The 22,003-nt window shown below is 67.3% G+C and carries 21 protein-coding genes; 11 read left to right on the top strand and 10 right to left on the bottom strand.

Annotation, left to right across the window (positions count from 1 at the left end; all coding sequences use genetic code 11):
- Positions 1 to 72: 72 nt before the first annotated feature.
- From metG to B2J86_RS07040, 3 genes are all read left to right on the top strand, one after another.
- On the top strand, positions 73 to 2,157 hold the full coding sequence (gene metG / locus B2J86_RS07050) for a methionine--tRNA ligase (protein WP_173025057.1): 2,085 nt from the start codon (positions 73 to 75) through the stop codon (positions 2,155 to 2,157).
- 279 nt (positions 2,158 to 2,436) lie between these two features.
- On the top strand, positions 2,437 to 4,062 hold the full coding sequence (locus B2J86_RS07045) for an FAD-binding dehydrogenase (protein WP_173025056.1): 1,626 nt from the start codon (positions 2,437 to 2,439) through the stop codon (positions 4,060 to 4,062).
- Positions 4,063 to 4,076: 14 nt separating this feature from the next.
- Positions 4,077 to 5,810: a thiamine pyrophosphate-binding protein gene (locus B2J86_RS07040; protein WP_173025055.1), complete on the top strand. Its 1,734-nt coding sequence runs from the start codon at positions 4,077 to 4,079 to the stop codon at positions 5,808 to 5,810.
- Positions 5,811 to 5,813: 3 nt separating this feature from the next.
- Here the strand turns inward: B2J86_RS07040 and B2J86_RS07035 are convergent, their stop codons facing one another.
- Complete coding sequence (locus tag B2J86_RS07035) at positions 5,814 to 6,326, bottom strand: outer membrane protein assembly factor BamE (RefSeq protein WP_173025054.1); 513 nt, start codon at positions 6,324 to 6,326, stop codon at positions 5,814 to 5,816.
- Positions 6,327 to 6,369: 43 nt separating this feature from the next.
- Between B2J86_RS07035 and B2J86_RS07030 the strand changes: the two genes are divergently transcribed.
- The 5 genes from B2J86_RS07030 (at position 6,370) to B2J86_RS07010 (ending at position 10,287) form a co-directional block, all read left to right on the top strand.
- A complete protein-coding gene (locus tag B2J86_RS07030; protein WP_169168871.1) occupies positions 6,370 to 6,585 on the top strand; it encodes a DUF3460 family protein in 216 nt (71 codons plus the stop codon).
- Positions 6,586 to 6,646: 61 nt separating this feature from the next.
- Positions 6,647 to 7,504, top strand: a complete 858-nt coding sequence (locus B2J86_RS07025; RefSeq protein WP_206041923.1) for a ScpA family protein — start codon at positions 6,647 to 6,649, stop codon at positions 7,502 to 7,504.
- 80 nt (positions 7,505 to 7,584) lie between these two features.
- Positions 7,585 to 9,162 carry an L-aspartate oxidase gene (gene nadB, locus B2J86_RS07020; protein WP_173025053.1) on the top strand — a complete coding sequence of 526 codons (1,578 nt, stop codon included), beginning with the start codon at positions 7,585 to 7,587 and terminating at the stop codon, positions 9,160 to 9,162.
- A gap of 36 nt (positions 9,163 to 9,198) precedes the next feature.
- The gene (locus B2J86_RS07015; protein WP_173025052.1) at positions 9,199 to 9,558 is read left to right on the top strand and encodes a 5-carboxymethyl-2-hydroxymuconate Delta-isomerase; all 360 of its coding nucleotides are present in this window, start codon (positions 9,199 to 9,201) and stop codon (positions 9,556 to 9,558) included.
- An 84-nt stretch (positions 9,559 to 9,642) separates the two neighbouring features.
- Positions 9,643 to 10,287 carry a tRNA-uridine aminocarboxypropyltransferase gene (locus tag B2J86_RS07010; RefSeq protein ID WP_371736248.1) on the top strand — a complete coding sequence of 215 codons (645 nt, stop codon included), beginning with the start codon at positions 9,643 to 9,645 and terminating at the stop codon, positions 10,285 to 10,287.
- 13 nt (positions 10,288 to 10,300) lie between these two features.
- On the opposite strand, the gene B2J86_RS07005 is transcribed toward B2J86_RS07010, so the two are convergent.
- From B2J86_RS07005 to B2J86_RS18100, 3 genes are all read right to left on the bottom strand, one after another.
- Positions 10,301 to 11,815: a class I SAM-dependent DNA methyltransferase gene (locus B2J86_RS07005; RefSeq protein ID WP_173025050.1), complete on the bottom strand. Its 1,515-nt coding sequence runs from the start codon at positions 11,813 to 11,815 to the stop codon at positions 10,301 to 10,303.
- Positions 11,812 to 12,543: a YhcG family protein gene (locus tag B2J86_RS07000; RefSeq protein ID WP_371736241.1), complete on the bottom strand. Its 732-nt coding sequence runs from the start codon at positions 12,541 to 12,543 to the stop codon at positions 11,812 to 11,814. Before B2J86_RS07000 ends, B2J86_RS07005 begins: the two co-directional genes overlap by 4 nt.
- A gap of 61 nt (positions 12,544 to 12,604) precedes the next feature.
- Positions 12,605 to 12,922: a DUF1016 N-terminal domain-containing protein gene (locus B2J86_RS18100; RefSeq protein ID WP_206041920.1), complete on the bottom strand. Its 318-nt coding sequence runs from the start codon at positions 12,920 to 12,922 to the stop codon at positions 12,605 to 12,607.
- Positions 12,923 to 12,954: 32 nt separating this feature from the next.
- Between B2J86_RS18100 and B2J86_RS06995 the strand changes: the two genes are divergently transcribed.
- Positions 12,955 to 13,269: a hypothetical protein gene (locus B2J86_RS06995; protein ID WP_173025049.1), complete on the top strand. Its 315-nt coding sequence runs from the start codon at positions 12,955 to 12,957 to the stop codon at positions 13,267 to 13,269.
- 284 nt (positions 13,270 to 13,553) lie between these two features.
- On the opposite strand, the gene B2J86_RS06990 is transcribed toward B2J86_RS06995, so the two are convergent.
- The 5 genes from B2J86_RS06990 to B2J86_RS06970 form a co-directional block, all read right to left on the bottom strand.
- Positions 13,554 to 14,606 carry a porin gene (locus tag B2J86_RS06990; RefSeq protein WP_173025048.1) on the bottom strand — a complete coding sequence of 351 codons (1,053 nt, stop codon included), beginning with the start codon at positions 14,604 to 14,606 and terminating at the stop codon, positions 13,554 to 13,556.
- Positions 14,607 to 15,019: 413 nt separating this feature from the next.
- Positions 15,020 to 15,721, bottom strand: coding sequence for a peptide-methionine (S)-S-oxide reductase MsrA (gene msrA / locus B2J86_RS06985; protein ID WP_173025047.1), 702 nt, complete (start codon positions 15,719 to 15,721; stop codon positions 15,020 to 15,022).
- A gap of 94 nt (positions 15,722 to 15,815) precedes the next feature.
- A complete protein-coding gene (locus tag B2J86_RS06980; protein ID WP_173025046.1) occupies positions 15,816 to 16,082 on the bottom strand; it encodes a pentapeptide MXKDX repeat protein in 267 nt (88 codons plus the stop codon).
- A 101-nt stretch (positions 16,083 to 16,183) separates the two neighbouring features.
- On the bottom strand, positions 16,184 to 16,975 hold the full coding sequence (locus B2J86_RS06975; RefSeq protein ID WP_169168862.1) for a molybdopterin-dependent oxidoreductase: 792 nt from the start codon (positions 16,973 to 16,975) through the stop codon (positions 16,184 to 16,186).
- Positions 16,975 to 17,622, bottom strand: coding sequence for a cytochrome b/b6 domain-containing protein (locus tag B2J86_RS06970; protein ID WP_169168861.1), 648 nt, complete (start codon positions 17,620 to 17,622; stop codon positions 16,975 to 16,977). The genes B2J86_RS06975 and B2J86_RS06970 overlap by 1 nt, the downstream gene beginning before the upstream one ends.
- Positions 17,623 to 17,720: 98 nt before the next feature.
- Between B2J86_RS06970 and B2J86_RS06965 the strand changes: the two genes are divergently transcribed.
- Together B2J86_RS06965 and B2J86_RS06960 are read left to right on the top strand one after the other, a co-directional pair.
- Complete coding sequence (locus B2J86_RS06965; RefSeq protein WP_169168860.1) at positions 17,721 to 18,446, top strand: response regulator transcription factor; 726 nt, start codon at positions 17,721 to 17,723, stop codon at positions 18,444 to 18,446.
- A complete protein-coding gene (locus tag B2J86_RS06960) occupies positions 18,443 to 19,933 on the top strand; it encodes an ATP-binding protein (RefSeq protein WP_371736239.1) in 1,491 nt (496 codons plus the stop codon). The genes B2J86_RS06965 and B2J86_RS06960 overlap by 4 nt, the downstream gene beginning before the upstream one ends.
- A 232-nt stretch (positions 19,934 to 20,165) precedes the next feature.
- On the opposite strand, the gene B2J86_RS06955 is transcribed toward B2J86_RS06960, so the two are convergent.
- Complete coding sequence (locus tag B2J86_RS06955) at positions 20,166 to 21,950, bottom strand: chorismate-binding protein (RefSeq protein WP_173025045.1); 1,785 nt, start codon at positions 21,948 to 21,950, stop codon at positions 20,166 to 20,168.
- Positions 21,951 to 22,003 lie beyond the last annotated feature (53 nt).

Here is a 22,003-nt window from a genome sequence, read left to right as displayed (position 1 = left end):
CCCGCGCAACGGCAGCGCCTAAAATTGCCGGTTCCGCCCGACGGCGCCCCACGCCACGAAAGCCGCACCTTCATGTCAGAACGCAAACTCTTCGTCACCACCGCCCTGCCCTACGCCAACGGCCATTTCCACATCGGCCACATCATGGAATACATCCAGGCCGACATCTGGGTGCGCTTCCAGCGCATGCAGGGCCATGCGGTGAACTTCGTCGGCGCCGACGACACCCACGGCGCGCCCATCATGATCGCCGCCGAGAAGGCGGGCCAGACGCCCCAGCAGTTCGTGGCCGGCATTGCCGCCGGGCGCCAGCAGTACCTGGACGGCTTTCACATCAGCTTCGACAACTGGCACAGCACCGATGGCCCCGAAAACCACGAGCTGGCGCGCCAGATCTACCGCGACCTGCGCGACCGCGCCGACGGCTCGCTGATCGAAACCAAGACCATCGAGCAGTTCTTCGACCCCGAGAAGAACATGTTCCTGCCCGACCGCTACATCAAGGGCGAGTGCCCGAAGTGCCACGCGCTGGACCAGTACGGCGACAACTGCGAGGTCTGCGGCTCGGTCTATGCGCCCACCGACCTGATCAACCCGTTCTCGGCCCTGTCGGGCGCCCGGCCCGAGCTCAAGCATTCCGAGCATTTCTTCTTCAAGCTGTCCGACCCGCGCTGCGTGGAATTCCTGCAGCGGTGGACGCAGGACGGCAAGCTCCAGCCCGAGGTCGCCAACAAGATCAAGGAATGGTTCAGCGTGCGCACCAACCCCGACGGCACGCAAAGCGAAGGTCTGGGCGACTGGGACATCTCGCGCGATGCGCCCTACTTCGGCATCGAGATCCCCGATGCGCCGGGCAAGTACTTCTACGTCTGGCTCGATGCGCCCGTGGGCTACCTGGCCTCGCTCAAAAACCTGCTCGACAAGCGCGGCGAGAGCTACGACGCCTACATGGCCGACCCCGCCCTGGAGCAGTACCACTTCATCGGCAAGGACATCGTCACCTTCCACACGCTGTTCTGGCCCGCGATGCTGCATTTTTCCGGCCGCAAGACGCCCGACAACGTGTTCGTGCACGGCTTCCTCACCGTGAACAACGGCGAGAAGATGAGCAAGAGCCGCGGCACGGGCCTGGACCCGCTCAAGTACCTGCGCCTGGGCATGAACGCCGAGTGGCTGCGCTACTACCTGGCGGCCAAGCTGTCGGCGCGCAACGAAGACATCGACTTCAACGCCGAAGACTTCATGCTGCGCGTGAACAGCGACCTGATCGGCAAGTACGTGAACATTGCCAGCCGCGCGGCGGGCTTTCTGACCAAGCGCTTCGACGGCAAGCTCACCCACGATTTCGGCGCCCCGGGCGCGGCCCTGCTGGCCGACGTTCGCGGCGCGGGCGACGCCATCGCCCATCTGTACGACGCGCGCGAGTACAGCAAGGCGACGCGCGAGATCATGCTGCTGGCCGACAAGGTCAACGCCTATGTGGACCAGAACAAGCCCTGGGACCTGGCCAAGAACCCCGACAACAACACGGCGCTGCATCAGGTGTGCTCGGTGCTGATCAACTGCTTTGCCACGCTCACGCGCTACCTCGCGCCCGTGCTGCCCGGCCTGGCCAGCGCCGTGCAGGGCTTTGTCGGCATGGACATGCGGCGCTGGAGTGTGGCCGGCGACGTGCAGGCGATTGCGCCCTACCAGCACCTGATGCAGCGCGTGGCGCCCGAGCAGCTCGAAGCCCTTTTTGAGCCTCCAGCGCAAGCTGACACTGCCCCAGCAGCTACCGAAACCGCAGCAGCACCGGGCGGCGAGGCGCTGGCGCCCACGATCACCATTGACGACTTCAGCAAGATCGACCTGCGCATCGCGCTGATCGTCAACTGCGAGCCAGTCGAGGGCTCGACCAAGCTGCTGCGCCTGACGCTGGACGTCGGCGAAGGCCGTACGCGCAATGTGTTCAGCGGCATTGCCAGCGCCTACACGCCCGAAGACCTGGTGGGCAAGCACACGGTGATGGTAGCCAACCTCGCGCCGCGCAAGATGAAGTTCGGCATCAGCGAAGGCATGGTGCTGGCGGCCAGCCACGGCGACGACAAGGCCCACCCCGGCCTCTACGTGCTCGAACCCCTGCCCGGTGCACAGCCGGGCATGCGCGTGCGCTGAGCGCCACGCGGCGGCCGCGGCGCCACGCCTCGGCCCGCCAGGGCTGGAAGCTGCGCCTTCCAGCCCTTTTTTGTTTTCAAGCCAAACCGGCCTTAAACCCTTATCCAATCAGCGCTTGCAGCTATAAAACCAAGAGCAAACCTGGACCCTGCGCCGCGCAGGCCCGCGGCCGCAGCTGCACCCGTGCGTCACCTTGGCGCCACAGCATCGCCCCGCCAGCGCCCGGATGGGCTATCTTGCGCGGCAGAGCCCGCTCCAGCGGGCCGCAGGAGGCACAGCATGGAGGCATCCCCAGGGCATAGCGTGGCCATCGTCGGCGCCGGCATCGCCGGCATCGTCTGCGCGCTCGAACTGCTCGCCCACGGCGAGCGCGTGCTGCTGCTCGACCGCGACACGCCCGACCAACTCGGCGGCCTGGCGCGCGAGAGCTTTGGCGGCATGTTCGCCGTCGACACGCCCGAGCAGCGCCGCGCCGGCATCCGCGACAGCGTCGACCAGGCGCTGGCCGACTGGCAGGCGTTTGCGCAGTTTGGCGCCGATGACCTGTGGCCGCGCCGCTGGGCCCAGGCCTATGTGGCGCATTGCACGCCCGAGATGTACTGGTGGCTGCGCGGCAAGGGCATCAAATACTTCCCGGTGCCCAACTGGGTCGAGCGCGGCCAGTTCACGCCGGGCAACAGCTTTCCGCGCTTCCACATCGTCTGGGGCACGGGCCACGCGCTGGCGACCACGCTGATCGCGCAGCTGCAGCCCTTCGTGCATTCAGGGCAGCTCGCGCTGCGCTTTCACCACCGCGTCGAGGGCCTAACCATGCAGAACGGCGCCGTGGTCGGCTGCCAGGGCGTGGTGGAAGACACCGGCGCAGCGTTCGAGCTGCGCGCGGGCGCCGTGGTGCTGGCCGCCGGGGGCATCAACGGCAGCATGGAGCGCGTGCGCCAGCACTGGCATGCCGACTGGGGCCGGGCGCCCGAGGTGCTGCTCAACGGCTCGCACCGCTATGCCGACGGCCGCGTGCACGACGCCGCGGCCGCCGTGGGCGCGCAGATCACCCACCTCGACAAGATGTGGAACTATGCCGCCGGTGTGCACCATTACCACTCCACCAAACCGCACGCCGGCCTGAGCCTGGTGCCGCCCAAGACGGCGCTGTGGCTGAACTGGCGCGGCGAGCGCATCGGCCCGCAGCCGCTGGTCTCGGGCTACGACACGCGCGAACTGGTCACGCAGATCTGCCGCCAGGAGCGCGCCTATTCATGGCAGCTGCTCAACCACAGGATTGCGCTCAAGGAGCTGGCCGTCTCGGGCGCCGAGCACAATCCGAGCCTGCGCGACAGGAACGCGCCGGCCTTCGTGCGCGACCTGCTGCGCGGCAACCGCTGGCTGGTCGACACGCTGCTCGCGCGCTGCCCCGACTTTGTGGTGGCGCAGAGCCTGCCCGAGCTGGTCGAGAAGATGAACGCGCTGCAGGGCGACCAGGCTGTGGATCTGGCCACGGTGGAGCAGGCGGTGCGCGGCTATGACGCGCAGATCCTGCGGCCCGACAAATTCCAGAACGACGAACAGCTGCGCCGCCTCCAGCACCTGCGCCAGTACCGCGGCGACCGGCTGCGCCTGTGCAAGCGCCAGCCCATCGTGGACGCGAAGGCGCTGCCGCTGATCGCGATCCGCGAATTCATCATCAGCCGCAAGAGCCTGGGCGGCATCCAGACCGACCTGGAAAGCCGCGCGCTCGGCGCCGATGGTGCGCCCATTGCCGGCCTCTACGCCATCGGCGAGGCCGCCGGTTTTGGCGGCGGCGGCGTGCACGGGCTGCGCGCGCTCGAAGGCACGTTCCTTGGCGGCTGCGTGCTCAGCGCGCGCGCCGCGGCCGCGTCGCTGGCGGGGCGCACCCTGCTCACCATTTAAAGAGGGAGACCACCATGACCAAAACCGGCGCCTGGCTGGCACGCTATGCCCTGGAGCAACTGGGCATCCGCTACACCTTCGGCATCCCCGGCGTGCAGAACACCGAGCTGTACGACGAGCTCAACAGCTCTGCGCACGTCCGGCCCGTGCTGGTCAGCCACGAGGGGGGCGGCGCCTTCATGGCCGACGCGCTCTCGCGCCTGTCGGACACCGTGGGCACGCTGGTGGTGGTGCCGGCCGCGGGCCTGACGCACGCGGCCAGCGGCATCGGCGAGGCCTTCCTCGATGGCGTGCCCATGCTGGTGATCTGCGGCGGCGTGCGCACCGACGTGAAGTGGCAGTACCAGCTGCACCAGATGGACCTGCACCAGTTCATGCGCGGCATCACCAAGGCGACCTGGCGGATCGAGCGCCACGAAGACATCGTGCCGATGATCTTCGAGGCCTACCGCACGGCCACCACCGGCGAGCCCGGCCCGGTGTTCATCGAGCTGCCGGCCAACCTGCAGCTGTTCCCCGCCGCGGTGGGCGCGCTGCCGCGCTGGCAGCCGCCCGCCCTGCCGCCGCCCGCGCCCGAGGCCGACATCGCCGCCGCCGTGGCCCTGCTGCGCGGCGCGCAGAAGCCCGCGCTGTTCGTCGGTTGGGGCGCGCGCGACTGCCTGGCCGAGGTCACCGCCCTGGCCGAGCACCTGCAGGCGCCCGTGGCGACCACGCTGCAGGGCTTCTCGGTGTTTCCGGCGTCGCACCCGCTGCACGCCGGCTTTGGTTTCGGGCCGTCGGCCGTGCCGGCGGCGCGCAACGCCTTTGCCGGCTGCGACGCGATGCTGGCGATCGGCACGCGCTTTGCCGAGATCGCCACCGGAAGCTTCGGCGTCACGGTGCCCTCCCAACTGGTCCACCTCGACATCAACCCGAAGGTGTTCAGCGCCAACTACCCCGCGCAGGTCGCCCTGGCCGGCGACGCACGCGTGCTGCTGCCCCAGCTGCTGCAGGCGCTGCGCCACGCCACGCCGCCGGCACCAGAGCGCGCCACGCTGCACCGCCAGATCGCGGCCGACAAGCAGGCCTACCGCGACGCCTGGTACGCGCACGACAGCCACGGCCGCGTGAACCCGGCGCGCTTCTTCGACGCGCTGCGCGCCGCCCACCCGCCCGAAGCCGTGACGGTCGTGGACGACGGCAACCACACCTACCTGACGGCCGAGCTGTTTCCCATCCTCAGCGCCAAATCGGCCATCGTGCCGACCGACTTCAACGCCATGGGCTATTCGGTGCCGGCCGCCATCGGCGCGAAGCTGGCGCGCCCCGGCGTGGCCGTGAACTGCATCGTCGGCGACGGGTGCTTTCGCATGACCTGCATGGAAATCATCACCGCCACGCAGCGCCAGCTGGGCATCGTCTACTACGTGTTCTGCGACGGCGAGCTGTCGCAGATCTCGCAGGCGCAGGAGATCCCGTACAACCGCAAGCCCTGCACCGTGCTTTCCCATGTGCGCCTGGAAGGCGTGGCGCTGGCCGTGGGCGCGGAGTACTTCAAGATTGCCAACGACGCCGACCTGGTCGGCCAGATCGCCGCCGCCAACGCCGCTGCCGAAACGGGCCAGCCGGTCATCGTCGAAGTGGCCATCGACTACAGCAAGCGCACCGCCTTCACCGAGGGCGTGGTGAAGACAAACTTCGAGCGCTTCACGCTGGCGCAGAAGGCCCGCGCACTCACGCGTGCGCTGCTGCGCCGGGTGACGGGCTGATGCCTATCGCCCGCCCTTGTTCTCGGGCGCATCCATGTCGGGGCCGACCATCGTGCGCGCGACCGTGCGGCCGTCGGTCGTCACCACGGTGAAAACCAGGGGAGTGGTCGGCGGCTCGAGAAAGCGCCAGTCGTGGTGCGTCTCGCCGCTGAGCGCATAGGGGGTGACCTTGGCCGGCTTGCCCAGGCGCCGGCGCACTTCCTGCATGTCCATGCCGGGCGTGATGCGGGCAAAGTTCTCGGGCGTGAGCACCTGGCGCAGCGCGCTCATCTTGCCGTCGGGGCCGATGGTGATCATGTAGTTGCGCTGGCCGGCGGGCTGGCGGTTGTATTCGAGCGTGCGCGCGCCGCCGCCGTCGTCCCAGACCTTGTCGGGCACGCCGAAGCGGTCGCGCACGTCGGCTTCGGTCGACAAACCCTCTTCGAGTTCGCTGATGCGCTGCGGGTCGCAGCCCAGCAATGCCAGCAGCGCCGCGGCCATGGCACCGGCGCGCGCAAGGTGTTTGCTCAGTCGCATGGCGGTCCCCGGTAAAATCAAGCCAGAGAGGTTAACCCAGTCCATGTCCATCTTTGCCCGCCCCCACTACATGTCCGACGCGACACTGTTCCTCAACCAGCTCAAGAAAGAGCACCCCGAGCTGGACGCGCAGCAGGTCGCCGGCCGTGCCCTGCTGTGGGACAAGCCGGTGGACCGCACGCTGTGGCAAGACTTCAACGCCGGCGAAGTGGAACAACAGCCCTACGTCTACCAGACCGCTCCGATCAAGAATTTGTGACAAAAACAGCCGCCAGCGCTTATCCACACTGCGCTAGCAGCTAGCTTTTTTGAAGCACCCCATGGGCAGCACCCGCGACGTGCCAACCCTTGCACCGCTCCCCGACCTGGCCCATGGCGCCCAGCCCGAGGTGGTGGACCAGGTGGCACTCGCCCGCCTGTACGGCGAGCCGCTGTTCGCCCTGCCCACCGACCTCTACATCCCGCCCGACGCGCTCGAAGTCTTCCTCGAAGCCTTTGAAGGCCCGCTCGATCTGCTGCTGTACCTGATCCGCAAGCAGAACTTCAACATCCTCGACATCCCCATGGTGGGCGTGACGCGGCAGTACCTGGTGTACGTCGACGAGATCCGCAGCCGCAACCTCGAACTCGCGGCCGAGTACCTGCTGATGGCGGCCATGCTCATCGAGATCAAGTCGCGCATGCTGCTGCCGCCCAAGAAGGCCGAGGGCGGCGAGGAGCCCGAGGACCCGCGCGCCGAACTGGTGCGCCGCCTGCTCGAATACGAGCAAATGAAGCTCGCCGCCATGCGCCTGGGCCAGGCGCCGCAGTACGGGCGCGACTTCCTCAAGGCGCAGGTGACCATCGAGCAGGGCCTGCACCCGCGCTTTCCCGACGTGCACCTGCCCGACCTGCAGGAGGCCTGGCGCGACATTTTGAAGCGCGCCAAGCTGGTGCAGCACCACAAGATCACGCGCGAAGAACTCTCCGTGCGCGAGTACATGAGCCAGGTGCTCAAGGCGCTGCAGGGCCGGCGCTTCGTCGAATTCGAGGCGCTGTTCGAGCCGTCCAAGGGCTCGACCGTGCTCGTCGTCACCTTCATCGCGCTGCTCGAGCTCGCCAAGGAAACCCTGATCGAGATCACGCAGGCCGAGGCCTTTGCCCCCATTTATGTCAGGCTGGCCTATACGCCCGTCTGAGCCCTGCCCCCGCGCCCGCCGCGTGCGGGCCACCGCCACGGCCGGTTGCCGCGGTTCGCATCCCCCTCCCCTTCACCCCCATGGCTTCGCACGACTTTGACGTTCTGATTGTGGGCAGCGGCCTGGCCGGCCTGTCCGCCGCCCTGCACCTGGCCCCCACGCACCGCGTGGCCGTCATCACCAAGCGCGAACTGCAGGACGGCTCCAGCGGCTGGGCGCAGGGCGGCATTGCCGCCGTGCTGGCGGGCGACGACAGCTTCGCCGCCCACATCGACGACACGCTGGTCGCCGGCGCCGGCCTGTGCGACCTGGCGACCACGCGCTTCGTGGTCGAGAACGCCCCTGAAGCCATCACCTGGCTGCGCGGCCTGGGCGTGCCGTTCACGCAGGAGGGCGAGCAGCTGCACCTCACGCGCGAGGGCGGCCACAGCGCGCGGCGCATCGCCCATGTCACCGACGCCACCGGCGCCGCCGTGCAGCGCACGCTGATCGACGTGGTGCGCGCCACGCCCGGCATCACCGTGTTCGAGCACCACACGCTGGTCGACCTGATCACCAGCGCCAAGCTGGGCCTCTCGGGCCAGCGCTGCCTGGGCCTGTACGCACTCGACGCGCAGACCGACGAGGTCGTCACCTTCCGCGCGCCGCAAACCATTCTGGCCACGGGCGGTGCGGGCAAGGTCTACCTCTACACCACCAACCCCGACACCGCGACCGGCGACGGCATCGCCGCCGCCTGGCGCGCGGGCTGCCGCGTGGGCAACCTCGAATTCATCCAGTTCCATCCGACGGGCCTGTACCACCCGCACGCCAAGTCCTTCCTGATCAGCGAGGCGGTGCGCGGCGAAGGCGGGCGCCTGTTGCTGCCCGACGGCACGCGCTTCATGCCCGAGCACGACGCGCGCGCCGAACTCGCGCCGCGCGACGTGGTGGCGCGCGCCATCGACTACGAGATGAAGCGCCACGGCCTCGACTGCGTGCTGCTCGACATCTCGCACCAGAGCCCGGCGTTCCTGCAGGAGCACTTCCCCAACATCCTGGCGCGCTGCGCCGAGCTGGGCATCGACATCACGCGCCAGCCCATCCCGGTCGTGCCGACCGCGCACTTCACCTGCGGCGGCGTGCTGACCGACCTGGCCGGCCGCACCGACCTGCCCGGCCTGTTCGCCGTCGGCGAGGTCGCCTGCACCGGCCTGCACGGCGCCAACCGTCTGGCCAGCAACTCGCTGCTCGAATGCATGGTGTTTGCGCGCGCCGCGGCCCAAGCCATCGCGGCTGCGCCGCGCGTGCCGATTCCGGCGCTGCCGCGCTGGGACGACAGCCGCGTCACCGACGCCGACGAGTCGGTCGTCATCTCGCACAACTGGGACGAGCTGCGCCGCTTCATGTGGGACTACGTCGGCATCGTGCGCACCAACAAGCGCCTGGAGCGCGCCGCGCACCGCATCACGCTGCTGCAGGCCGAGATCCAGGAGTTCTACGCCCACTTCCACGTCACGCGCGACCTGCTGGAGCTGCGCAACCTGGTGCAGGTGGCCGCGCTCATCGTGCGCTCGGCCCAGCTGCGCCGCGAAAGCCGCGGCCTGCACTACAGTCGCGACTACCCCGACATGGCCGCCCCGGCCGCGCCCACCATCCTGGTGCCGCCCGTGGGCTGAGCCACACCCCCTTTTACCGCCCCACAGGAGACCGCCATGCCCCACCTCATCGTCGAATACTCGCAAAACCTCGCGCCATTCCCCGAAGCCGAGGCGCTGAGCGAGCTCAACGCCGCCGTCACCGCCAGCCCCGAAATCGCGGACGAGGCCGACCTCAAGAGCCGCTTCGTGCTGGCCGACAGCTTCGAGGTCGGCACCGCCCCCGCCCAGCGCGCCTTCATGCACGCCCAGCTGCGCCTGCTCTCGGGCCGCTCGCCCGAGGCCAAGAAAGACCTGTCCGAGCGCGTGGCCGGGGTGCTGCGCCGCCTCGCGCCCAAACCGGCGGGCGTGATGGTGCAGCTGAGCGTGGAGGTCGTCGACATGGACCGCGGCTCGTACGTCAAAGAGCGGCTCTGAGCCACGCGCCACAGAATCGCCTGCGGATTTGAACAAAAAATGGCTCAAACGCTTGCCCATCAAGCGCCAGCAGCTCCTTTTTCAATAGTGCAACCGCTCCGCGCCGTCCGCCCGCGCTGCCCCCGCTGCCTGCGCGCGCACAGCGCCTGCCTCTGCCGCTGGGCCACGCCCGTGGCGCACCCGGTCGAAGTGCTGATCCTGCAGCACCCGCTGGAGGTGCACGAGGCCAAGGGCACGGCGCGCCTGCTGCACCTGAGCCTGCCGCGCAGCCGCATGGCGGTGGGCGAAACGTTTGGCGCAGAGGCCCTGCACGCCCTGCTGACCGCGCCGTTCGACACCCGGTCCGCCGCGCCCCGCGCCGTACTGCTCTACCCTGCCTCGCCGCACGATGCGGCCCTGGGCCTTCCCGCGCCGCCCGCGCTCGACCCCGCCTGGCTGCAGGCGCCCGAGCGGCTGCGCCTGGTCGTGCTCGACGGCACCTGGCGCAAAAGCCGCAAGATGCTGCACCTCAACCCGGCGCTGCAGCGGCTGCCGCGCCTGCCGTTGGTGCATCCCCCGGCCTCGCGCTACGCCGCCCTCCGCAAAGCCCACCAGCTCCACCAGCTCTCGACGCTGGAAGCCACCTGTGCGGCGTTGGCGCAACTGGAGGGCCACCGGGAAACGTTCACCCCCCTGCTCCGGGCGTTCGACGGATTTGTAGCGCAGCAAGCAACTTGGCAGAGCCGGTAGCCGCTGGGCGGCATCACACCGTTGCGGCGCCTTGTCCTGGCAGCCCTGCCGCCACGTCGCGGAACGCCGCCAGTGCAGCCTCCAGGTGCTCGATGATTTCCTGCTGCAGCACCTCGGGCGGCGGCAGGTCCTGCAGGTTGTCCAGGCTGTCGTCCTTGAGCCAGAAAATGTCCAGGCTCGCCTTGTCCCGCGCCACCAGATCGGCATGGCTGTAGAACTTGAAACGCTCCGTTTCCACCCGCTCGTGGCGGTTGTGCGGGCGGTAGCAGGCAATGAAGTCGCGCAGGTCTTCGAACTTGAGCAGCCGCGTCTTGAGCGTGAAATGCTGATTCGTGCGCAGATCGTAAAACCACACGCCCTGGGTCTGCGTGCGGCCACCCTTGGGCTTGGCATCAAAAAACACCACGTTGGCCTTCACGCCCTGGGCAAAGATGCCCGTAGGCAGCCGCAGCACGGTGTGCACGTCGCAGGTTTCCAGCAGCTTCCTGCGAATCCGTTCGCCCGCACCGCCCTCGAACAGCACGTTGTCGGGCAGCACCACCGCCGCCTTGCCCGTCACCTTGAGCAGGCTCACGATGTGCTGCAAAAAGTTCAGCTGCTTGTTGCTGGTGGTCTCCCAGAAGTCCTGGCGTTGATAGGTCAGCGCGTCGCGGTCTTCCTCACCTTCGGCGTTGGTGATGGTCATGCTGCTTTTCTTGCCAAACGGCGGGTTCGCCAGCACGTAATCGACCCGCACGCTGGGCTCAGCAATCAGCGCATCGGCGCGCTCCACCGCCGGCTCACCCACCAGTTCGCCAATGTTGTGCAAGAACAAATTCATCAGGCACAGGCGGCGCGTGCCAGGCACGATCTCGTTGCCCTGAAAAGTCTCGTCGCTCAAAAACGCTTTTTGCCGGGCGTTGAGGCGGGGCGCCTCGTAGCCCAGCCATTCGGCGTTTTGCCGGACCCAGTCGCCCGTGCCGCTTAGCCACTCGTTGGCCGCCAGAAAAAATCCGCCCGTGCCGCAGGCCGGGTCGGCAATGGTCTTGAGCGGCTCGGGCCGCATGCAGGCCACCATGGCCTGGATGAGCGCGCGCGGCGTGAAGTACTGGCCCGCGCCGCTCTTGGTGTCCTCGGCGTTCTTTTGCAGCAGGCCCTCGTATAGGTCGCCCTTGGTGTCGGCGTCCATGCCGACCCAGCTCTCGGCGTCAATCAGCTGCACCAGGCGGCTGAGCTTGGCCGGGTCCTGGATCTTGTTTTGCGCCTTGAAGAAAATCGCACCCAGCATGCGGCCCTCCTGCCCCAGCCGGTGCAGCGTAGCCAGGTACTGCGCCTCCAGCGGTTCGCCGGTTTGGCGGCGCAGCGCATCCCAGTCGTAGCTGGGCGGAATGCGCGCATCGCGGTTGTAGGGCGGCTGCGCATATTCATGCGCCATCTTCAGGAACAGCAGATAGGTCAGCTGCTCAAGATAGTCGCCATAACCCACGCCGTCGTCGCGCAGCGTGTGGCAGAAGTTCCAGACTTTCTGGATCAGGGAGGATGTGTTCATGTTGGATCCGGGGAGGGCGCCGCGTTGGGCGAGCTGAGCTCCGCCTCAATGGTTTCAATGCTGGGCAGCACGCTTTGCAGACTGGCTGGCAAGGCGCGGGTCAGTTCGTAGCTGGCTATGCCAATGGGTTTGTGGATGCCGCGCAGCGCGTATTCGGCCAGCACGCTGTCCTTGTTCTGGCACAGCATCAGCCCGATGGTGGGGGCGTCGCTGTCGTGGCGCAGCGTGTCGTCCACCACATTGCAATAGAAGTTCAGCTTGCCCGCAAACTCGGGTTTGAAGTCGCCACGCTTGAGCTCAATCACCACAAAGGCGCGCAGCTTGAGGTGGTAGAAAAGCAGGTCGATGTAGAAATCGTTTTCGCCCACCGTCAATGGGTATTGACGGCCCACGAAGGCAAAGCCCTGGCCCAGTTCCAGCAAGAACTTTTCAAGATGGGCCACCAGGCTGGTTTCCAGCTCGCGCTCGCGGAAGCTGGCTTCCAGCGTGAGGAAGTCGAAGATGTAGGGGTCTTTCAGCGCCTGCTGCACCAGGTCAGACTGCGGCGCGGGCAGGCGGTCGGCAAAGTTGTTGACCAGGGCGCCCTGGCGCAGATGGGCGCCGCCCTGGATCTGCGCCTGTAGCACGCTCCGGCTCCAGCCCTGGGCCACCGTCTGCGCCATATACCAGTGCCGGGTGGGTGCGTCTTTCACCGCCTGCAGCAGCACCGCGTGGTGACCCCAGGGCACCTGCCACAGCACACTCCCATCGCCGCCCAAATTTGCCACAGCCTGTGGCGACAAAGCGGCCTCACGGGCCGCGCCAGGCAATTTGCGCCACAGCCTGTGGCGCAAATTCCAGAGGCCGGGGGTAGGCCCGGGCGAACGCCACCATGCGGTCGAGGTTGCGGGTAGAAAAGCCCTTGAGCTCGGGCAGTGCGTTGGCCAGGTCCTGCGCCAGCCGCGGGATCACCGCCGCGCCCCAGCCCGCTTGCTGCTGGCGCTGAGCGAGCAGGCAGCCCACCTGCCAGTACAAGTGCACCAGCTCGGCATTGACCGCCAGCACGGCCTGCACCCCTGCGGCAACTCCGGTAGGCCCGTGGTGTCCGGCGCCACGGGTTCGGGGCATTTGGCTTGCCCGTCTTTGGGCGGTGTTTTGCCTTGGGCTTCGAATTTGGCCAGTTGCCGGGCCTGCCAGCGGGCGCGGCGCTCGGTGAGGATGCGCTCCAGCAGTTGCGCGCCCGACTCGGCCGGGACGTGGCGGGCGCGCCAGTCCGCCGTCAGCGCGCCCTCGGCAGCCGCCTTGAGCAGCGACTGGCGGTATTGCGTGAGCTTCTTTTGAGCCGCCTTCAGCTCGGACACGCCGGCGTCGAGGTCGGACAGGAGTTCTTCAAGCTTGGTGACGATGCGGGTTTGTTCGGCGGCGGGTGGGCGCGGGGCGGCACGTTGTGTGGACGATCCGACCCAGGGTACTGAATGAAGCGGGTTGACAAGCCAGTCAACCGAATCGGCGCCAGCCACGGTGCAACCCTCAGAGCTGCCGGATGGCGTTGCGGAGAAGTGCAGCGTGGCATGGCGCCGAGCGTGGGGAGATTTTCCCCACCGAATTTTCAACTGAGGGCACCCAGGGGGTGTTCAAGCTCCAAGTGCCCTTCGGGCGCAGGCGCGGGCATGGCACGGCCCTTCCCTACCAAGAGGTCCCCGCGGTCCACGACCCCAGAGACTGCGCGCCATGCCCCCGCCTGCGGCCCGGTGGGCGCTCAGAAGGTGTGGCGGAAACCGACTTCGTAGCCGGTCACGTTGTCGCCATTGGCGATCGTGGGGCTGGCCAGGGACGACGACGACACGGCCAGACCGCGCTTGGCTGCGCCGTCGTTGCTGACGCGCGCGACGGTGCCATAGACCTGGCTGCGCTTGGACAGGTTGTAGCCGTAGCCGATCGCGAACTTTTGCGAGTCGGCATCGGCCACGTCCTTGCGCTTGAAGTTGTTGTAGGCCACGCGCAGCTCACCCTGGCCCAGGGGCACGGTGGCGCCCAGGCCGAACAGATCGACGCGGCGGTCGTTGCCACGCTCGGTGGCGAACAGGACCATCGGCTTGACCATGCCCAGGTTGTACGAGGCGCCGATGTTGGTGGACTTGTAATTCACGCCGTCGGTGGCCGGGCCACCGCGCACCGTGCCCAGGCCCAGGGCCACATTCAGCGCGCCGGCGGCGTAGCCCAGGCGCAGCGCCATCGAGTTGCCCTGCGTGTCGTTGGCCTGGTTGGAGGGCTTTTCGCCGAAGGCGTACTGCGCCTGGCCGTAGAAGCCGCCCATCTTGGGCAGCAGGTAGTTCACGCCGTTGCTGGCGCGCTTGGGCGCGCTGCCTTCGGGGGTGCCGTCTGCTTTGCTGTCCACGAGGTTCGAGCCGCCGTTGCCGCCGACGCCGGCGTCGCCGAACGGGTCGAAGGCTTCGATGTTCAGGTAGGCGGGCGATTTGTCGCGGCCCAGGCGCACTTCACCGAAGTTGCCCGACAGGCTCACCGTGGAGCGGCGATCGAACTTGAACGCGCTGGACGTTCCGTTGTCCACCGCGAGGCCGCCTTCGAGCCAGAAACCCGCCTTCAGGCCGCCGCCCAGGTCTTCCGTGCCGCGAAAGCCCAGGCGGCTGCTGGACTGGCCGCCGCTGGACAGGCCGGTGATGCTGTTGGTGCTGCTGGACATGCGTGCCACCGAGGCATCCAGCACGCCAAACAGGGTCACGCTGGAGGACTGGGCGAAAGCGCCCGTTGCGGCCGTGAGCGCTGCGATGGCAACGAGTGATTTTTTCATGGTGTTCATTTCTTCGATGGAGTGAAAGCATCGGCAGCAGGCTGGGGCAAGACCGCCCTCGCTGCCATCCGGTCGGCCCCTCGCGGCGAGAGGCTCCGGCCATTAGAAGAACTTTGTGTGACATATCGGTGTAAACCCCAGGTTGGCACCCGGGTTCGCACCTCTTCAAGCGCAGAGGCGCCGGCATGCGGGTATGCACGCGCGCGCCAAAAAACACAGAAAAAATAGCAATCTGCGCAGTATTCACAAGCGCTGGAGCCCAAACAACCTCAACCCATGGAAGTCCCACAGTGGCCGCCAGCCAGCCGCCCGAGCTGTTCACAAAGGTCCAGGCCTTCGGCACCACAGCGACTGGGGTGGACTCCCTCGGATGGCGACTTGAAGACCGTGGCGCTGTGCGCACCCGCAGGCCTTCAGCTGCTCCTTCCCGAGCGAACCAGCGACGGCGTGGCCTGGTAAACCTCGGGGAAAAGCTTTTGCAGTTCGTCGATCTTCGGCAGGTCGTTGATCGCTATATAGGGCTGGCTCGGGTGGCGCGTCAGATAGTTCTGGTGGTAGTCCTCGGCCACATAGAAGGGCTTGGACAACTCGACCGTGGTCGCCAGGGGGCGGCTGAAGGTTTTGGCCTGGTTCAACTGCGCGATGTAGCCCTTGGCGATGCGTGCCTGGTCGGCGTTTTCGGCGAACACGGTCGATCGGTACTGCGTACCGCTGTCAGGGCCCTGGCGATTCAGTTCGGTCGGGTCATGTGCCACGGAAAAGTAGATTTGCAGCAGCTTGCCGTAGCTGATCTTCTGCGGGTCGTAGGTGATGCGCACCGACTCGGCATGGCCGGTGCGGCCCGAGCCGACTTCGTTGTAACGCGCGGTCTTGGCTTCGCCGCCGGCATAGCCCGACACGGCGTCGCTCACGCCTTTGACATGCTGGAACACGCCTTGCACACCCCAGAAACAACCGCCTGCGAATATGGCGGTCTCGGTCTGGGCGGTGGTGGGGGCCACCAGGTCAGCGGCGGGTGCTGGCACGCGGTGGGCGGTTTCGGCGAACGAAGGCAATCCGTGCCACACCAGTGCGGCGGCAGCCAGCATGCTGGCAGTGAATGCGAGGTGTTTCATAAATGCTTCCGGGTGAAGGATGCGCATGGCGGAGAAAGCGGCCAACGAACATGGACGCCGCATCTGCCAGGCGCCCATGTCGTTGCCTGGGGGCTTAATACTTCATGGGGTCCTTGCCCATGGAGTCTTTTTTCATGCCGTCTTTCGACATGGACCCCTTGGCCATGGGGTCTTTCTTCATGCAGTCCTTGGACATCGAATCCTTGGCCATGGGGTCTTTCTTCATGCCCTCCTTGCCCATTGAGTCCTTGGCCATTGAATCCTTGGCCATCCCATCCTTGGCCATGTCCTCTGCAGCAAAAGCCGAGGCGCTGGCGAAAGCGATGCAGGTGGCGAGCAGGGTGGTAGTGAGCTTGTTCATTTGAAGCCTCCAGTTGAGGTTGCGGTTTGCACACAGTTGGCTTGGTTCCATGGAACTTGGCCTCGCGCTTTCTTCGGCAGCCGAGGGGCCGTGAGCGCCTCTCAGCTGCCTCCGAACCAGTTGTAGCCCTGGTCTTCCCAGTAGCCACCGGGATAGGTGTTGGTGACGAACAGGGCCGTGATGTGCTTGGGGTTTTTGTAGCCCAGCTTGGTCGGCATGCGCAGCTTCATCGGAAAGCCGTACTTGGGCGGCAGGGGCTGTCCGTCATAGGTCAGCGTCAACAGCGTCTGCGGGTGCAGTGCGGTGGGCATGTCGATGCTGTTGTAGTAGTCGTCTGCGCATTTGAAGCCGACGTACTTGGCACTGGTATCGGCACCGATGCGGTGCAGGAAGTCGGCAAAACGCACGCCCCCCCATCTGCCGATGGCACTCCAACCTTCCACGCAGATATGGCGTGTGATCTGGTCGGTTTGCGGCATGGCGCGCAGTTCGGCCAGCGTCCAGGCGTGCCTGTCAGCCACCCTGCCGGCCACTTCGAGCCGGTAGCTGGCCTCGTCGACCTGGGGCACTTGGTCTTCGCTGTAGAAGGCATTGAACGGGAACGGGCGGGTGATCTCGGCCTCGGTATAGGTCGGCGCGAGCTGCGTCGGGCTGAAGATCAGCCCCTGCACCTTGTCGTTGAAGCGCGAGATCTTCATGAGCGCGGCTTCCACACTGGCGTTGTCGCTGATGCTGCAGCCTGTGAGCAGCGACAGGCCGCCGAGCGTGAGCGAGCGCTGCAGGAAGGCGCGGCGTGCGGGCTGGTCGAGCTTGCCTGCAATCAGCGAGCGGGCCTCGCGCACCACGGCTTCGCCGTCGATGTCGAGCAATGTGTGGGCTTTGAGGATTTTCATCATGCTCTGGGCGTGCGGCCGCCGAACATCGTGAGCAGGGTGCGGGGCACCAGGGCCACCATCACGAGGTGGACGACAAGAAAAGCAACGATGGCGGCCATGGCGCAGAAGTGGATCCGACGCGCAAACTCGTAGCCGCCCAGCAAATCGCGCAGCATGGGAAATTGCACCGACTTCCACAGCACCAGGCCCGACAGCACGATCACGATCAGGTCGAGCACCACGAACAGGTAGGCCAGTTTCTGCACGTTGTTGTAGTGGCGCGGGTCGGCATGCGAGAGCTTGCCCTGGAGGGCGGCTGACACGTCGTGCAGCAGGCCGCGCGGCGTCACCGGGAAGAATTTGCGGGTCCACCGGCCGCTGACGGTGTTGAGCGCCAGATACACCAGGCCGTTGCACACCAGCAGCCACATCGCCGCAAAGTGCCACAGCAGCGCGCCGCCCAGCCAGCCGCCGAGTGTGATGACGGCCGGGATGGAGAATGGAAAGAACGGCGACGCGTCGTAGATGCGCCAGCCGCTCATCACCAGGATCACCACGGCCAAGGCATTGAGCCAGTGCGTGATGCGCATCCAGCGCGGATGGATGGGCCGGCCATCGGCCGGGGCGGCCGCAGCGGCAACAGGGGCGGCGACGGTGTGGTTCATGGGGCGGATTGTTGGGCGCACCCCCTGGCCGATGTATCACGCAAAGTTCAATTAATCGTGATAACTCGAAACCGCATATCGCATGAAAATGGCGGCCTATGGCCACCGTCAAGCGCGTATTGATCGTCGAGGACGACCCCCACATTGCGGAGCTTCTGCACATGCATCTGCGCGATGAGGGTTATGCGGTGGAGCACGCCGCCGACGGCCACGCCGGCCTGCGCGAACTCGAGCGCAGCCACTGGGATGCGTTGGTGCTCGACTTGATGCTGCCGGGGATCGACGGTCTCGAAATCTGCCGCCGGGCCCGCGCCATGGCGCGATACACGCCGATCATCATCATCAGCGCACGCTCAAGCGAGGTGCACCGCATCCTCGGCTTGGAGCTGGGCGCAGACGACTATCTGGCCAAGCCTTTCTCGGTGCTGGAGCTGGTGGCCCGTGTCAAGGCGCTGCTGCGGCGTACCGACGCACTGGCCCGCAATGCGCGCATGGAATCGGGCAGTCTGACGCTCGGCGAGCTCGACATCGAGCCCCTGGCACGTGAAGTGCGCGTCGATGGCAAGCTCATTGAGCTCACCCCGCGCGAGTTCGACCTGCTGTACTTCTTCGCCCGCCACCCCGGAAAGGTGTTCTCGCGGCTCGACCTGCTCAACCATGTCTGGGGCTACCAACACGACGGCTACGAGCACACCGTCAACACACACATCAACCGGCTGCGCGCCAAGGTCGAAACCGACCCGGCGCAGCCGCGGCGCATTCTCACGGTGTGGGGCCACGGCTACAAGCTGTCAACCTCTGCCAACGGGGAGGACGCGCCATGATGGCCTGGGCCACCTTGTCGCGGCGGCTGTCGGCCGTGTTCGCGGTGCTGTTGCTGGTGTGCTGCGGCGCGTCGGTCTGGTTGCAGGTGCGCTCCAGCGGCAAGCACGAGCAGGAAGTCATTCAACGCCTGTCGAGCGGCTTGGCAGCGCACATTGCCGAGAATCCCGAGCTGATGCAGCCGGACGGCCTCAACCAGGCAGCGGTGAAAGATCTGTTCGACAAGCTCATGGCCGTCAACCCGAGCGTGGAGGTCTACCTCCTGGGGCTGGACGGCCGCATCGAGGCCCAGGCCGCGCCGCCCGGGCACCTGAAGCGCGACAGGGTCCAACTGGGGCCGATCCGTGCGCTGCTGGCGGGCGGGCCGCTGCCCATCGTCGGCGACGACCCGCGCGGCCTCGACACCTCCAAGGTGTTCAGCGCCGCGCCGCTGCGCATGGCGGGGCGTGACGCGGGCTATGTCTATGTGGTGCTGCAGGGCGAAGACCACGATGCGCTGGTCGCCAACATGACAGCCGATAACGTGCTGCGCACCACGCTCAGGTCGATGGGCCTGGTGGCGCTGCTGGGGCTGCTGGCGGGCCTTGCGGCTTTTCGCCTGATCACCCGGCCGCTGCGCGAGCTGACGGCGGTGGTCCAGCGTTTCGAGACCGAGGGCATTGCCTCGCTGCAAAGCGAGACGCCGCGGCTGGAGCGCCTGTCGCGGGGCGGCGACGAGATCGCTCAACTGGGCCAGGCCTTCGCGCAGATGACGCAGCACCTCGCCGAGCAATGGCGCGAGCTCACGTTGCAGGACCAGCAGCGCCGCGAGCTGTTCGCCAATATCTCGCATGACCTGCGCACGCCCCTCACGTCGCTGCACGGCTATCTCGAAACCTTGCTGCTCAAGGCCGGCACGCTCGACGAGGCGGAACGGCGGCGCTACCTGGAAATCGCGCTGGACCAGAGCCGCAAGGTGGGTCGCCTGGCGCAGGAGGTGTTCGAGTTGGCACGGCTCGAATACGGTGTGGTCAAGCCGGAGAAGGAGAGCTTCGCGCTGGCCGACCTGGTGCAAGACGTGTTCCAGAAGTTTGAGTTGGCGGCCGAGGCGCGCCATCAACGGCTCCATCCCGACATTGCGCCGGGCCTGCCGGTGGTGTCGGCCGACCTCGGCATGATCGAGCGCGTGCTGACCAACCTGCTCGACAACGCCATCCGCCACACCCCGGTGGGGGGTGAAATCGTGGTGCAGTTGCGGGCCCAGAATGCGGGCGTCACGGTGCAGGTGAGCGACACGGGTGCAGGCATTCCGGGCGAGCTGCAGAAGTCACTTTTCATGCGCCCGGTGTTCATGAGCGGCTCGCGCACCGACAGCACCGGTAGCGGTGGGCTGGGCCTGGTGATCGTCAAGCGCATTCTGCAATTGCACGGCAGCGACATCCAGCTGGTGCAGCAGCCCGACAAGGGTGCGGTGTTCCGCTTTCAGCTCGCCAGCGCCGAGGGCTCTTGAGGGGCCTGTGCTCTGATGGCGGCCAGCCATGCCGCTTCCGGTGATGGCGGCGCCGTGGCGACCAGGCGCAGTCACTGCCATGGCGTGGCGGTGGGTGTCACGGCGGCTGAAGCCAGTGGTGTCCAGGGCTTGCTTTTGTGTTGGACGGCTGGGCACAGCTCCCGGTCACATTCGAAATTCCGAAAGGTGGCGACACAGCCAACGCTCCCAAGCGTCCACGGCCCCAGCCTGCTCACACCAGCAGTTCCGCCCCCATCCACCCGCGCAAGCTGTTCAAAAACGCCCACTCCTGCACACGGGCCGCAACTTCCACCCGCACCACGGCCTCGCTCAAGCGCCCTTCGCGCAGTGCGACGGCGCGGCCCACGCCTGGCAGCAGGCCGCAGGAGAGCGGCGGCGTGACCCAGCGGCCGCCGATCCGCATCGCCACGTTGCCGCGCGTGCATTCGGTGATCTCGCCTTCGGCGTTCCACAGCAGGGTATCGAACACGCCGCTCTGCAAGGGCTCGAACGCCGCGTAATGGGCGCGGCGCGTGGTCTTGTAGCGCACGAATTCGCTGTGCGCCTCGTCCAACGGGCGATCGGCCAGTTGCAGGCGCACGGGCTCCAGCGTGGCTTGCATGGCAAAGGCTTCGGCGCGCGGCGTGCCTGCGGCGCCGAGCAAGAGGCGCACACGCCACAGACCCTGCGGGTGGGCTTGCGCCAGTGCCTGCAGGCACTGCTCTACCCGCACAGCCGCCCACGCATAGCCAAAATGCGCGGCGGCGTCCTGCAGGCGCGCCAGGTGATCTGCCAGGTTGCGCAGCTGGCCGCCGTCCAGCGCCAGGGTTTCGAGCAGGTCAAACGGCTGGCTGGCGCGCTCCACAAACGCGCGCTTGTGGCGCCATTCGTTCCATTCGGCATCCGGCTCGGCGCTGGAGGTGATGCCGCTGCCGATGCCGCAGCGTGCCTGACCGTCCTTGAGCACCACGGTGCGGATCGGCACGTTGAAGGTGGCGCGGATGCCGCCCTGGCCAACCTGACCATCGGGCCGCACCACGCCCACGGCGCCGCAGTAGATGCCGCGCGGCCCGGCCTCCAGCGCGTGGATGGCCTGCATGGCGCGCACCTTGGGCGCGCCGGTGATGGAGCCGCAGGGGAACAGCGCGCCAAACACATCGGCCAGCTGCGTGCCTGGCCGCGTGCGCGCCTGCACGTCGGAGGTCATCTGCCACACCGCGGGCAGGGCCTCGGTGTGGAACAGCCGAGGCACCTGTACGCTGAAGGGCTGGGCGATGCGCGAGAGGTCGTTGCGCAGCAGGTCCACGATCATGACGTTTTCAGCGCGCTCTTTGGGGCTGGCGCGCAGTGCGGCGGCGTTGGCGGCGTCCTGCTCGGGCGTGGCGCCGCGCGGGGCCGTGCCCTTCATGGGGCGGGTGAGGATGTTGCCGTCCCCGGCGCCGCTGCGCCAGTCGAAGAACAGCTCGGGCGAGACCGACAGCACCTGCTCGTCGCCCATGTCGAGGTACGCCGCGTAGCCGCCGGGCTGCGCGCGCTGCAGCGCGCCGAACAGCGCGCGCGCGGGTGCGGCGCCGCCGCCGTGCAGCGCGGCCAGCAGGGGCGCCGTGTAGTTGACCTGGTAGTACTCGCCGCGGGCGATGGCCTGGTGGATGGCGCCGAGCGCTGCATCGAAGTGCGCGCGCTCGGGGCCGGGCTGCCAGCGCAGTTCGGGCGCGTCCTCGGTCAGCGCCGCCTCGGGCCAGGGCAGCGCTGCATCGTAGACGGCAAACCAGGCCAGCGGGCCGTCTGCGGCGTGGGTCTGGAATGCAGGGTCGAAGGCCGGCGCGGCCTCGTAGCGCAGCGCGCCCACGCACCAGGCGCCTTGCGCGGCAGCGGCCTGCACGGCGTCGAGCACGGCGCGCACCTCGCGCGGCGCGTGCGCCAGCAGCAGCGCGCGCGGCGTGCCAAAGGCGTGGCGCAGGCGCGGCGCAGTGCGGTCCAGAGGGTCCGAGAAGTCAATCAGTGCGGTAATGGTCAAATCGGCCTCTAACGCTTATGGGGCAAGCGCTGACAGCTATTGAAAAGAGAGTT

The organism is Acidovorax sp. SRB_14 (assembly GCF_012932145.1).
Taxonomy (GTDB): Bacteria; Pseudomonadota; Gammaproteobacteria; order Burkholderiales; family Burkholderiaceae_C; genus Simplicispira.
The sequence above is the reverse complement of the archived record's forward strand: the minus strand, read 5'-3'. Positions and strand labels throughout refer to the sequence as shown.